Source organism: Fluviirhizobium alvei (genome assembly GCF_030551875.1).
Lineage (GTDB): Bacteria > Pseudomonadota > Alphaproteobacteria > Rhizobiales > Rhizobiaceae > Rhizobium_E > Rhizobium_E alvei.
This window is the reverse complement of sequence record NZ_JAUOZU010000006.1, coordinates 47,387-59,832: the sequence shown is the minus strand read 5'-3', so window position 1 is coordinate 59,832 and position 12,446 is coordinate 47,387. Positions and strand designations below refer to the sequence as shown.

Genomic DNA, 12,446 nt, shown 5'->3' with positions numbered 1-12,446 from the left:
GGCCCGGAAATCCGGGCCCAGCTGGTCATTGTTGCGGTGCTGTCTGAGCACCGTCGGTTTCGTCGGCAGGGGGCGTGTCCACCGCCCCGTCGGTGGGAGGGGTGGCCGTCTGGTCGGCATTGCCCTCGTTGTTCATTTTCTCTTCGATCTTCTTGCGCAGGAGCGCAGCAACATCTTCCGGCAGCGCATTCTTCAGCTTTTCGCCGAGATCATCCAGGAAGGGCTTCGATTTGGCCGACGCCACCCATTCCGGATGCTTTTCCCGCGGCACCCATTCATTGAAGAACTGCACCGCCACCACGAGGATCAGGATGCCGCGTGCGGCACCGAAGATGAAGCCGAGCGTCCGGTCGAGCGCGCCGATGCGGCTGTCGATGATCCAGTCGGCAATGCGCATGGTGATATAGGAGATCACGATGAGCGCGATCAGGAAGATCGCGGCGGCAGAGGCGATGATCGCGAACTTTTCCTCGGCGATGAAATTCTTCGCGTAAGGCAATCCGAGCGGATAGAGCTTGTAGGCGGCATAGGCCGAGCCGAACCAGCTGACGACGGACAGGACTTCGCGCGAGAAACCGCGCACCATGGCCAGCACCGCCGAAAACAGCGTCACCGCAAGCACAATACCGTCAAAACCAGTAATAGGCATCTGTCTCTCTCCAAGAGGCATCGTCACCGATGCCTGCCACCACTCTGCCGGAACCGCGCCTCTATAGCATTCAGCATTCCGGCCGCGATAGCCTCAATCCTCTTCATCCCCGGTCTGGCCCACATGTTTCGACCCGGCAATGCCGACGACGAGGTCCGTCAGGCCCTCCAATGCCGTCAGGCGGGTCGAGCCCGTCTTCGGCAATTCGGCGGATCCTGCCGGCAACGCCGCTTTCTGAAAGCCCAGCTTTTCGGCTTCCTTAAGGCGAAGACCTGTATGACCAACCGGCCGGACGGCGCCCGACAGGCTTATTTCGCCGAAATAGACGCAATCGGGTGGAAGAGCAAGACCGGCAAGCGACGAAACCAGTGCCGCCGCCACGGCGATATCGGCGGCCGGTTCCTGGATCCGGTAACCACCGGCGACATTGAGATAGACATCATGGCTTGAAAGCCTCACCCCGCAATGAGCTTCGAGCACGGCGAGAATCATCGCGAGCCGGGAGGAATCCCAACCCACCACCGCGCGACGCGGCGTGCCGAGCGAGGTCGGCGCCACCAGCGCCTGCACCTCCACCAGCACAGGCCTTGTTCCCTCCATGCCGGCAAACACGGCCGCCCCCGGTGCTTTCGCATTGCGCTCGCCGAGAAAGAGTTCGGACGGGTTCGGCACTTCTTTCAGCCCGGCATCCGACATTTCGAAGACGCCGATCTCGTCGGTCGGTCCGAAACGGTTCTTGACGTTGCGGAGGATGCGGTAGTGGTGGCCGCGATCGCCTTCGAAATAGAGAACGGCATCGACCATATGTTCCACCACGCGCGGGCCGGCGATCTGGCCGTCCTTGGTGACATGGCCGACCAGCACGATCGCCGCCCCCGTGCTCTTGGCAAACCGGATCATGGCCTGCACGCCGACGCGCACCTGGGTCACGGTGCCGGGAGCGGCTTCGGCCATGTCGCTCCAAAGCGTCTGGATCGAATCAATGATGACGAGATCGGGCCGCTTGCCATCGGCGAGCGTGGCGAGAATATCCTCGACATTGGTTTCGGCGGCGAGCAGCACGCCGGCATCGGCCGAACCCAGGCGCTGGGCGCGCAGACGCACCTGCGCCACCGCCTCTTCGCCAGAGACGTAGATGATGCGATTGTTGCGCCGGGCAAGGGCTGCGGCGGCCTGCATCAGAAGCGTCGATTTGCCGATGCCCGGATCGCCGCCGACCAGAAGCACCGATCCGCGCACGAAGCCGCCGCCGGTGACGCGATCGAGTTCGGAGATACCGGACTGGATGCGCGGCGCCTCCTCGATCTCGCCCGACAACATGGTGAGCGTGACCGGCTTGCCCTTCTTGGCCACCTTGCCCGGTCCACCGCCGATCCCCGAGGTCGGATCTTCCTCGATGATCGTGTTCCAGGCGCCGCAGCCATCGCATTTGCCGGCCCAGCGGGAATGCACGGTGCCGCAATTCTGGCAGATGAACTGGGTCTTGGTCTTGGCCATCGTCTGTTGTCCTCGATCGGAACGCTGCGCGGAAACGGAGTTCCGGCATAGAGGAAAGAGAACAAACAGGCAACAATTATCGCCGGTGGATTGTCAGAACCAGCCAGCATCCTCCGGAGCCGATTTGGCGAAATCCACCGTTTGCGGGAAGATTTCGAAATCTCGATTGGTCAGTACCAGATCCTTGGAGACGATCGCGAAGAGTCTGGCTCCTTCACCGCCCTTACCATCGGCATCGAACAGCAGCCGCCCCGTATCCGTCTCATAGATGATGCGATCATCGGCATCGAGCGCCAGTCCCTGTTTGTTGGCCGTAAAGGCCCCGGTCGCAAGCCTCCCGAGCGCCAGTCCTTCGAACACGCGGGCACCAAGCTCGAACTGATCGTCGGTCGGATTGAAATCGAGGATCCGGTCGACATTGCGCCGCGGATCAAGGGATGTCACGAAATAGAATTCGTCTTCGCCGGCACCGCCCATGATCGTGTCATTGCCCAAATCGCCGGAAATCTGATCGTCGCCAGCGCCAGTCATCAGGCGATCATTGCCATTGCCGCCATTGAGTTTCCCGAACAGTTCGCCATAGCGCCCGTCGTAAACATCGTTGCCTTCTCCCAGATAGATACAGCCGGTGATCTCGCCCGCGTTCTTGATCGTGTCGTTAGACATACTGAGACTATAGAATGCACTGCTTTCCTCCCGAGCGATGATTTCGCCATGATTGCGCAAGAGGAAATCTTCGTCGCCCACCCGATAGACGGCTATTTCAGGTCCGCTGATCACACCCTTGTTGAGGATGACCGTCTGGGAATTATCGTTGGTACCATTCACCGTAATGCCGAAGTTGCGCCCCGATATTTCGCCTCGGTTTTCAATCCGGCTGTCGTAGGAGGACATTTCCACCGCGGCCGAATTACCGAGACTCCCGATATAGCCATCTCTGCCGACGATGAGGTGATTGCGGCTTGAAAGGAAAGGCTCGCCGCCGACCCTCAAGGCGACAAGCGCGGCCGCAAGCGTGCCCTGAATATTGATGAAATTGTAGCTGCCCCCGCCGAAAATGCCGTAATTGTCGGTCGAAGCGACGAGAATATTGCGCGCGATGAACACATCTTCGTTATCGGCTAGCGTCTTGCGGATACCGGTTCCCGTTTCATTGCTGGTCGGCATATAAACCATATCGTCTCGCTCCTGTTTTCCGGAAAGCGAAACCGATAGAGGGCGTGAGGCGAACACGCATGGCATTGGGCGAACTGAAGGGGCAAATTCTAGGATGCTGTTCCGGCCTAACTTCAAAGACGCTGGGTGTTGAACAAAATCTCCTCGGCTTCCTCGATCGTCAGGTCCAGCACCCGGCGGCCAATCTCGAAGGAGAAGCCGGCCCGTCCGAAGGATGCCATTTCCTTGTCATCATTCGGCTCGGTCGCGTCGGGTCGGCGGAACGGCCCTAGGCGCCGCTTGCGGGCATGGACAATGGCGGCCTGGAAATCATCGCTGTCGGTTAGCGCTTCGCGGGCCAGGTCGCGATCGACCCCCTTGATGGCAAGCTTTTGCGCGATTACCCGGCGGGATTTGCCGCTGCGGGCACCCGAACGCGCCGAAACTTCTGCAAAAGCACGATCGTCGAGCGCCTTGTTCTGGTAGCCGAAACGCACCGCCTCTGCGGCAAGGGCCTGGAGATGTTCGTCCTCGATCGCTTCGAATTTCTGACGCGCCTTGCGGATGATGGCATCGCGCAACTGCTTTTCCGTCATCATCGATTTTGTCAGCCGGTAGGCGGCCGAGTTGCGAGCCCAGGCGAGCATGCGTGCCGTCGGTAAAACGGCACGTGGTTCGCCCGCATCGTCTGCGTCCGGCTCGGACATATCACTCTCCGGCCGGCTTGCCCCGCACGACGACGCCGAGTTCGTCGGTCTCGCGCACCTTCTTGAGCTGCTCTTCGACCTCGGTGGCCTCGCGCTGGCGGTTCCACATCTGCGCATAGAGCCCGTTCTGAGCCAGAAGCTCCGAATGCGTCCCCTGCTCGGCGATACCACCGTCGCGCAGGACGATGATCTTGTCGGCATTGACGACCGTCGAAAGCCGATGCGCGATGACGAGCGTCGTGCGGTCCTTCGATACTTCGTCGAGTGCGGTCTGGATTTCCTGTTCCGTACGTGTGTCGAGGGCGGATGTCGCCTCGTCGAGGATCAGGATTGGCGGCGATTTCAGAATGGTGCGGGCGATGGCGACGCGCTGCTTTTCCCCGCCAGACAGTTTCAGGCCGCGTTCGCCGACCATCGACTTGTAGCCTTCCGGCAGGCTCTGGATGAACCGGTCGATCTGAGCGATCTCGGCGGCGTGGCGCACTTCGTTCTCGCTGGCGCCGGGTCGTCCGTAACGGATGTTGTAGGCGATCGTATCGTTGAAGAGCACCGTATCCTGCGGCACCATGCCGATGGCCGAGCGCAGGCTCCTCTGCGTCACGCCACGCACATCCTGCCCATCGATGGTGATCGCACCCGACTGCACGTCATAGAAGCGGTAGAGAAGACGCGAGATCGTCGATTTGCCGGCACCGGACGGACCGACGACGGCGACTGTGTGACCGGCAGGAACATCGAAGGACAGGCCCTTGAGGATCGGGCGCGCCGGATCATAGGCGAAATAGACATCCTTGAACGAGATGGCGCCATGGCCGACAACGAGCGGCTTCGCATCGGGCGCATCCTCGATTTCGGCATCGACCTCGAGCAGATCGAACATCTGTTCGATATCGGTCAGGCCCTGGCGGATTTCGCGATAGACGAAGCCGATGAAGTTGAGCGGAATGGCGAGCTGGATCAGCATGGCATTGATGAAGACGAAATCGCCGATCGTCTGGTCGCCGCGCTGCACGGCCATGGCCGACATGATCATCATCACCAGTGTCCCGACGCCGAAGATCACCGCCTGGCCGAAGTTCAGCCAGCCGAGCGAGGTCCAGACCTGGGTGGCCGACTTTTCGTAACGCGCCATCGACTGGTCGAAGCGGCTCGCTTCCATGTCTTCGTTGCCGAAATATTTGACCGTCTCGAAATTCAGAAGCGAGTCGATCGCCTTCGTGTTCGCTTCGGTGTCGGAATCGTTCATCGAGCGGCGGATCGAGATACGCCAGTCGCTGGCCCGCACAGTAAACCAGATATAGACGATGACCGTGACCGCTGTGACGGCAAGATAAGAAAAGCCGTAGCCCCACCAGAAAATGGCAGCCGTCAGCACGAATTCGAGCAGCGTCGGAACGGAATTGAGGATCGTGAAGCGGACGATCGTTTCAATGCCCTTGGTGCCGCGTTCGATGACGCGCGACAGGCCGCCGGTGCGCCGTTCGAGATGGAACCGCAGCGAGAGCTTGTGCAGGTGAACGAAGGTCTTGTAGGCCAGCTGGCGTACCGCATATTGCCCGACGGAGGCAAAAAGCGCATCACGCAGCTGGTTGAGACCGGCCTGGGCAATGCGGGCGATGTTATAGGAAACCACCAGCGTCACGGCACCAGCCATGAACAGCGGCAGGATGCCACTGGTGTCGATCTTGCCGTTCAGCGCATCGGTCGACCATTTGAAGAAGTAAGGAACGGCAAGCAGGACGATCTTGGAGATCACCAGGAAGAAGGTTGCCCAGACGACCCTGAGCTTGAGGTCCGGTCGTTCCGACGGCCACATATAGGGCCAGAGATTGACGATGGTCTGTAGCGTTTTGCCGGATTCGGCTGAAACGGTCTTGGTCTTGCCTGCCATGGGAAATCCGAATGTCTGGAAACAAAGAGCGGTGATCCCGCCCGGATCACCGCCTCAGTGTTTCAGATAAGAATGAAACGCGGCCAGCGCAAGCTGGCCACGGAATTATTGCAGGCCGAGCCGCTTGCGGTGCAACTGCTCGGAATTGTCGAGCGGCTTGTCCGGAACGCCGAAGATCTGGCCGGGCATGATCTTGTCCGGATCGGAAATCTGCGCCTGGTTGGCGAGATAGATCGTCGTATAGCGGACGCCCTTGCCGTAGACGCGGCGCGAGATCTGCCACAGCGTATCACCGCGACGGATGATGACCGAACTGTCGCTATGCTTGAGCGGTGCCTGCACGATCTCCTTCGGCTGTTCTTGCGTGCCGGCGCTGGAGGATGCGGAAGCATCGCCCGAAACCGGCTGTTCGGCCTTGGATGCAACTTCGGCGGTCTCGCCGGCGGGTTTCGCCTGCGTATCGGCGGCAGCCGGTGTTTCAACCTTGGTTGCTGGCGTTTCAACTGCAGTCGTTGCAGGCTTTGTATCCGTCGCAGCCGTCTCCGACTTGGTCGCCGCGTGCTGGCCCCCATCGGTCTCGATCACCGGGGCGATGGCCAGGCCAACGCCGGTCTCGATCGAGGCCAGCGCCGATTTGATCGCGGCGGCATCCGTCGGCAGGTTCTTGAGCGCATCGAGCGCCTTTGCCGCTTCGGCCGAAGTCTTGGACGCCATTTCGACGATCATAGGATCGACGCCCGCCGGCAGCTTGAGATCGGCAAGCGATTTCAATGCGATCTCGGTTGCGGAACGTGCTGCGGCCAGTTCTTCGGGCGACGGCGTCTTGCCATTGTCATAGAGGCCCTTGAGGAGGCCAAGCGACTTGCGGGCTTCCTCGCGCGCTTTGTCGAAGGTGCCGTCGGCCAGGGGCTGCATCGCGCCCTTGGTTTTTTCGCCGGATGCATCGGCAACAGCGGCCAGCTGCTCGCCTTCCGGACGGAAGAACGGAACCGAGGCACGCAGTTCGACCTTCTTGCCGTCAGTGCCCAGAAGATCGGCACGGATCGTGTGATCGCCAACCGTCAGCGGCAGCACACCTTCGGCAACGAAACGACCCTGCGCATCGGCCGTCACATCAGCCAGAAGCTTGTCGTCCGCATAGATTCGAAGAGCGGAACCGGGGCGGGCATTACCGGCGACGAAGAGCTTGTCGCCTTCGATTTCGACCGCACTGACGGAAACGGCAGCCGGCTTGGCATCCGCTTGCGCCACAGGGGTCTCTGCGTTTTTTTGCTCGGTGGCGGCAACATCAACATTCGGCGCGGTGCCGGCGAGGTCCGCCGAAGCGCTCGGCAGGTCGGGCGTTACCGGCGTTTTGGAATCGGCGCCGGGTTCAACGGCCTTGGTGGCGGTTGCAGCGGCGTCTGCGGCCTTGGCGGCCGTTTCGACCGGCTTGGCTTCCGGCATGGTCAGAATGCGGGAGGCTTCGCCCGGCTTGGTCACCATCGCCAGAAGTTCGCCCTTGCCATCGGCCGGCACCGAAATGGTGGCGGTCTCTTCGGATGTCTGGACCTTGCCGTCCTTGCCGGTCGCCTCGATGACAATCGAATGGTCGCCCGCCGGAAGCGGATTGTCGAGAATGGCAACGAAATCGCCCGTCGCACCAACATCCGCCTTGGCGATCTCCTTGCCCTGATCCATGAAGCGCAACGCAGAGCCCGGTTCGGCACGGCCGGCAATCACGGTATTGCCGTCCGGCTCGACGCGAACAACATCAAATGCCGGCAGGCTTGCCGCTGCATCCTTCGCCTCGGCGGGCTTGGCTTCGTTTTCGGTCTTGTTCACGGGCGCAGCCGCACCGTTCTCGGCAGGCTTAAGGCCGAAGGCCTCGCCCAGGGTGGACTTGAGCTCCTCATAGGTCTTGCGGGCGCCTTCTGCATCGGTCGGCATCTTGTCGAGGATGGCAAGACCCTTCTTGGCCGCATCCTGCGCCAGCCCGACAGCGCCGCCGGCGAGCTTGTCGATGCCTTCCGGCACGGAAATGTCGGCGGCGGATTTCAGTGTGGCCTGCAGCTTGGCCTTGGCGGCAGCGATTTCCTCGGCTGTCGGCATCTTGCCATCGGCGAAAATCTTGTCGAAATCCGTCATCGCGCCAAGCGCATCGGACTTCAGCCGCGCCATTTTCTCGAGAGCGATTGACTTGAGGTCTTCGCCAGTGTCGCTGGCCGTCTTCTTGACCTCTTCGGCCGCCTTGTTGACGGTGTCTGCCGCCTTGGTGACCGTCTCTCCAGCCTTCTGGGCGAGATCCTGGACCACGTCCTTGCCGCGCATTTGCGGCAAGACCAGGAAGAACATCAACAGCGCGGCGATCACCAAAACGCCAAGAACCACCCAAATGGCGCGGTTTTTCATCTTCACCTCTCTATCGGGGATCCGCCATGCCGATCGGCACAGGCAGCATTCCCAACCCCATTCAAACCCAAGAAGCTCAGGCGAGCCCGATCGTTCCACGCCTTGCGGCGACAACCCGATCGTTCGGCGAACCTATCAGAATTGCTAACGTTTTCCGCCGTTGTCAGCAAGCAAATCCGGCCTTTTGACGCCTTCCTCCCTGCTTTTGCGGCAAATTCCTTGACTGGCCCTGTGCCAAATTGGCATTTGGGGCGCATGAGCGACAAAAAATCCCCGATTCGATCCATCTGTGTCTATTGCGGCTCCCAGCCGGGACGCGATTCTGCCTACATGGAAGCCGGGCGCGCGCTCGGCAAGTCCATCGCCGATCACGGGCTGCGACTCGTCTATGGCGGCGGCACCCGCGGCATCATGGGCGGCGTCGCCTCCGGCGTTCTGTCCAACGGCGGCAAGGTGATGGGCATCATCCCCGAATTCCTGATGGACAAGGAAGCCTCGCGCCATTCGCTGGAATCGCTTTCCGAACTCGTCGTCACCACCAACATGCATGAGCGCAAGCACCGCATGTTCGAAGAATCGGATGCATTCGTGACGCTTCCGGGCGGCATCGGCACGCTTGAAGAAATCGTCGAGATCATGACCTGGGCGCAGCTCGGCCGCCATCGCAAGCCGATGGTGTTCGCCAACATCGGCGGCTTCTGGAATCCGATGATGGACCTGATCCAGCATATGGCCGAGGAAGGCTTCATCCACACCGCCCATCTCGTCAAGCCGCTGATCATCGACCGGGTCGAGGATATCGTTCCGGCGATCCTGGCTGCCGGCAACCCGGCGGATGAGAGCGACGAGGCCGTTCTTTCCAAACTCTAAGCGATGACTGCGCGGGCTTCAGCGCCCGCGATACATCGAGATAGAGTAGATAACCAGACCCAGCCAGATCAGCCCGAAAGCGACGAGCTTGGTCATGCCGAACGGTTCGTGGAACACGAAGACGGCGCTGAGGAAGATCATCGTCGGCGCGATATATTGCATGATGCCGATCGTCGACAGTCTGAGCAGCTTGGCGCCGTTGGCATAGAGCATAAGCGGAACCGCCGTGATGATGCCCGCCGCCATCAGCAGCCAGGTGTCGGAGGCCGATCCGGTCAGGAAATGCCCCTCGCCGCGGCTCTGAAGATAGATGAGGTAGCCGAGCGCCGGCACCGACAGGATCAGCACTTCGAGAAAGAAACCCTGGTTCGGGCCAACCGGCAGCGTCTTGCGCAAATAGGCATAGAAGGCCCAACTCACCGCAAGGCTGATCGAGACCCAGGGAATGCCACCCGTTTCATAAGTAAGAATACCGACCGCCGTGATTGCGAGCCCGATCGCCACCATCTGGCCGGGACGCAGCTTCTCGCCCAGCATCACCGCACCCAGGCTGACGCTGAGCAGCGGATTGATATAGTAGCCGAGTGCGGATTCCAGGGCCCGGTCCGCCGCAATCGACCAGACATAGATCAGCCAGTTGACGGTGATGATCGAGGCGGTCACCGCCGCCATCGACAGCATTTTCGGGTTGCGCAAGGCGGCAATCACATCGCCCATGCGTCCGCGCAGAAGCAGGATCACGCCGGCAATCGGCAAGGACCAGACGACACGATGGGCCACCACTTCGAGCGCCGGCACATGGGCCACAGCCTTCATGTAATAGGGCAACAGGCCCCAAAGCAGGTAGGCCGCCAGCGCATAGAGAAATCCCGGCAGCGTATCTTTGTTTTCGGGCGCCTTGGCGCTTTCGGTCTGCTCGCTGGCCATCGTCTCTCTCCTTTTTCCGTTCATTAGGAGCGTGAAGGAGTGCTTACCAATTCATTCGCTTGATGAAAGGATCACTTTTCCGAAATTGAACGGTCAGGTGATGAAAGCCTGCGTGCGGATTCCCATTTTCTGATCGAAAACAATTTTTCATCCGGGATGGAATGAGGAGCTGCCGGGCTCCGTATATGGTGGCATGAGCAAGCAAGGTTCCACATTCAACATCATCGGACAGCTGGCGATCCTGCGTCGCTATGCCAGATCCCTGGTGCGCGATGCCGAAGAGGCCGAGGATCTGGTCCATGATGCTCTGGTGAAGGCCTATGAGCGTCAGGCGACGTTCCGGACCGGCGGCAATCTGCGCGCCTGGCTGATGTCGATCCTGCACAATACCCATATTGACCGTGTGCGCAGCAAACGGTCCGAAACACGCCGGATGGAAGCGATCGCCGACATCAGCGATGGCAGCCGGCCGGCCAACCAGGAACTGTCCGTGCGGCTGGCACAGGTGCAATCCGCCTTCTTCGACCTGCCGGAAGATCAGCGTGCGGCGCTGCATCTCGTGGCGATCGAGGAGCTTTCCTATGAAGAGGCTGCTCAGGCACTCGGCATTCCGGTCGGAACGCTGATGTCACGCATCTCGCGGGCCCGCGCCAAGCTCAGAAACTTTGAAGACGACAAGCCGGCCGAACGCACCACGCCCCGGCTCAGACTGATTGGAGGCTCCGACGATGAGCACGCATGACCCGATCCTGGACAGCGACCTCAACGCCTATGTCGACGATCAGCTGGATGTTGGTCGCCGCATCGAGGTCGAGGCCTATCTGTCCGAACATCCCGATATCGCCGCCAAGGTGATGGCCGACCTCAGGGTGAAGGACGAGTTGCGCCTCGCGCTCGCCGAACTCCGCCCGGTTCCGAGCCAGAAGACCCGTGACGCCGCCCGCCGTCTCGAACAGGCCCTGTCGCGCAAGCGCTACTCGGCCTTCATGCAGCGCGCCGCCATGATCGCGCTTCTGATCGGCGCCGGCTGGGCCGGACATGCCTATCTCGGCCCGTTCGGCTTTACCGATGTCGTCGCGTCCGAACAGCCACCGGTTTTCGTGCGCGAGGCGGTTGCGGCCCATCGCACCACCCAGCTGCGCAGCAGCATGGTGTCGCAGGCAACGCCGGGGAAATTCGACCCGGCGGAGATCCGCGCCTCGACCGCGATCGCACTGCCGGACCTGCCGGCTGGCTGGAAGGTCACCGATACCCAGATCTTCCCGTCCGCCAACGGGCCGAGCGTGGAGCTCGCGATCGAGGAACGGTCTGGCAGGCGCCTGTCGCTGTTTGCGGAGCGACCGGGAACCTTCTCGGTCGAGCCGGTCAATGAAGTCACCGATACGGATGCCGTGGCCGCCTACTGGCAGATCGGCGATGTCGCCTATGCCCTGGTGGCCGACCCCGGCACCGGCAAATTGCGCGAGGCGGCCGACCGTCTTGCGCGAACCCTTTACTGAACGACGTCCTAACAACGAGGAGATCGCTATGGACCCCGTACATCCGCGCTTCGGAATGAATCCTGCCCAGGCGCAATCCGACGCCCTTTTCGACGAGGGCCTGCGCAAGCACATGCTGCGCGTCTACAATTACATGGGCCTCGGCCTGGTCATCACCGGCCTGGTCGCCGTCTTCGTCGGCTCGACGCCTGCGCTTTACGTGCCGATTTTTTCGAGCCCGCTGAAATGGGTGGTGATGCTCGCGCCCCTCGCCTTCGTCTTCTTCTTCTCCTTCCGCATCCATTCGATGTCGGCAAGCGGAGCGCAGACGATGTTCTGGGCCTTCTGCGCCGTGATGGGACTGTCGCTGGCCTCGGTGTTCCTGGTCTTCACCGGAACCTCGATCGCCCGTACCTTCTTCATCGCCGCCACGATGTTCGGCGCCACCAGCCTCTATGGCTACACGACCAAGCGCGACCTCTCCAACTTCGGTTCCTTCCTCATGATGGGCCTGATCGGCGTCGTCATCGCCTCGGTGGTCAACATCTTCCTCGGTTCGAGCGCGCTGCAGTTCGCCATATCGGTGATCGGCATCCTGGTGTTCGTCGGCCTGACCGCCTGGGACACCCAGAACATCAAGGAACAGTATGCGGAGAATTTCGACCAGGAGAGCCAGCAGAAGCTCGCCGTTTTCGGTGCCCTGTCGCTCTACCTCAATTTCGTCAACATCTTCCAGCTGCTTCTCAACTTCACCGGTGAACGCGAGTAACCGGAACCGACAGCCGCCGCGCCTGCTCTGGCGGGCGTGGCGGACCCGATTGAATGGACGACGAAGCGCTTCGGTTGCCTTTTGACACCAGCGCTTCTGACAAATGGAGACT

Annotated in this window: 11 protein-coding genes; 4 read left to right on the top strand and 7 right to left on the bottom strand. The window is 61.0% G+C overall.

Annotated features, from left to right (window positions below; translation table 11 throughout):
* Positions 1–25: 25 nt before the first annotated feature.
* The 6 genes from Q4481_RS06725 to Q4481_RS06700 all read right to left on the bottom strand — a co-directional run bounded on the left by Q4481_RS06725 (position 26) and on the right by Q4481_RS06700 (position 8,290).
* A complete protein-coding gene (locus Q4481_RS06725; protein WP_304375561.1) occupies positions 26–649 on the bottom strand; it encodes a CvpA family protein in 624 nt (207 codons plus the stop codon).
* Positions 650–742: 93 nt separating this feature from the next.
* On the bottom strand, positions 743–2,146 hold the full coding sequence (gene radA, locus Q4481_RS06720) for a DNA repair protein RadA (RefSeq protein WP_304375560.1): 1,404 nt from the start codon (positions 2,144–2,146) through the stop codon (positions 743–745).
* 93 nt (positions 2,147–2,239) lie between these two features.
* Entirely contained in the window at positions 2,240–3,322 is a 1,083-nt protein-coding gene (locus Q4481_RS06715; protein WP_304375559.1) for a calcium-binding protein, read from the bottom strand.
* A 113-nt stretch (positions 3,323–3,435) separates the two neighbouring features.
* Positions 3,436–4,008 (bottom strand): regulatory protein RecX, encoded by a 573-nt coding sequence (locus tag Q4481_RS06710; protein ID WP_304375558.1) that lies wholly within the window; start codon positions 4,006–4,008, stop codon positions 3,436–3,438.
* 1 nt (position 4,009) lies between these two features.
* Positions 4,010–5,899: an ABCB family ABC transporter ATP-binding protein/permease gene (locus Q4481_RS06705; protein ID WP_304375557.1), complete on the bottom strand. Its 1,890-nt coding sequence runs from the start codon at positions 5,897–5,899 to the stop codon at positions 4,010–4,012.
* A gap of 105 nt (positions 5,900–6,004) precedes the next feature.
* Positions 6,005–8,290 carry a LysM peptidoglycan-binding domain-containing protein gene (locus Q4481_RS06700; protein ID WP_304375556.1) on the bottom strand — a complete coding sequence of 762 codons (2,286 nt, stop codon included), beginning with the start codon at positions 8,288–8,290 and terminating at the stop codon, positions 6,005–6,007.
* A 255-nt stretch (positions 8,291–8,545) separates the two neighbouring features.
* Here Q4481_RS06700 and Q4481_RS06695 point away from each other — a divergent pair, with 255 nt between their 5' ends.
* A complete protein-coding gene (locus Q4481_RS06695) occupies positions 8,546–9,160 on the top strand; it encodes an LOG family protein (protein ID WP_304375555.1) in 615 nt (204 codons plus the stop codon).
* A gap of 18 nt (positions 9,161–9,178) precedes the next feature.
* Here Q4481_RS06695 and rarD read toward each other — a convergent pair whose 3' ends face one another.
* Entirely contained in the window at positions 9,179–10,087 is a 909-nt protein-coding gene (gene rarD / locus Q4481_RS06690) for an EamA family transporter RarD (protein WP_304375554.1), read from the bottom strand.
* Positions 10,088–10,280: 193 nt separating this feature from the next.
* On the opposite strand from rarD, the gene Q4481_RS06685 reads away from it, so the two are divergent.
* From Q4481_RS06685 to Q4481_RS06675, 3 genes are read left to right on the top strand one after another with little or no spacing between them, the layout of a single operon-like run.
* Positions 10,281–10,829: a sigma-70 family RNA polymerase sigma factor gene (locus tag Q4481_RS06685; RefSeq protein WP_304375553.1), complete on the top strand. Its 549-nt coding sequence runs from the start codon at positions 10,281–10,283 to the stop codon at positions 10,827–10,829.
* Entirely contained in the window at positions 10,816–11,586 is a 771-nt protein-coding gene (locus Q4481_RS06680) for an anti-sigma factor family protein (RefSeq protein ID WP_304375552.1), read from the top strand. The genes Q4481_RS06685 and Q4481_RS06680 overlap by 14 nt, the downstream gene beginning before the upstream one ends.
* 28 nt (positions 11,587–11,614) lie before the next feature.
* Complete coding sequence (locus Q4481_RS06675; RefSeq protein ID WP_304375551.1) at positions 11,615–12,334, top strand: Bax inhibitor-1/YccA family protein; 720 nt, start codon at positions 11,615–11,617, stop codon at positions 12,332–12,334.
* The last annotated feature ends 112 nt before the right edge of the window (positions 12,335–12,446 follow it).

Coding starts and splice junctions, on each gene's coding strand:
- Q4481_RS06710 (WP_304375558.1), bottom strand. CDS start 4,008: ATGTCCGAGCCGGACGCAGACGATGCGGGCGAACCACGTGCCGTTTTA.
- Q4481_RS06715 (WP_304375559.1), bottom strand. CDS start 3,322: ATGGTTTATATGCCGACCAGCAATGAAACGGGAACCGGTATCCGCAAG.
- Q4481_RS06685 (WP_304375553.1), top strand. CDS start 10,281: ATGAGCAAGCAAGGTTCCACATTCAACATCATCGGACAGCTGGCGATC.
- rarD (WP_304375554.1), bottom strand. CDS start 10,087: ATGGCCAGCGAGCAGACCGAAAGCGCCAAGGCGCCCGAAAACAAAGAT.
- Q4481_RS06675 (WP_304375551.1), top strand. CDS start 11,615: ATGGACCCCGTACATCCGCGCTTCGGAATGAATCCTGCCCAGGCGCAA.
- radA (WP_304375560.1), bottom strand. CDS start 2,146: ATGGCCAAGACCAAGACCCAGTTCATCTGCCAGAATTGCGGCACCGTG.
- Q4481_RS06705 (WP_304375557.1), bottom strand. CDS start 5,899: ATGGCAGGCAAGACCAAGACCGTTTCAGCCGAATCCGGCAAAACGCTA.
- Q4481_RS06700 (WP_304375556.1), bottom strand. CDS start 8,290: ATGAAAAACCGCGCCATTTGGGTGGTTCTTGGCGTTTTGGTGATCGCC.
- Q4481_RS06725 (WP_304375561.1), bottom strand. CDS start 649: ATGCCTATTACTGGTTTTGACGGTATTGTGCTTGCGGTGACGCTGTTT.
- Q4481_RS06680 (WP_304375552.1), top strand. CDS start 10,816: ATGAGCACGCATGACCCGATCCTGGACAGCGACCTCAACGCCTATGTC.
- Q4481_RS06695 (WP_304375555.1), top strand. CDS start 8,546: ATGAGCGACAAAAAATCCCCGATTCGATCCATCTGTGTCTATTGCGGC.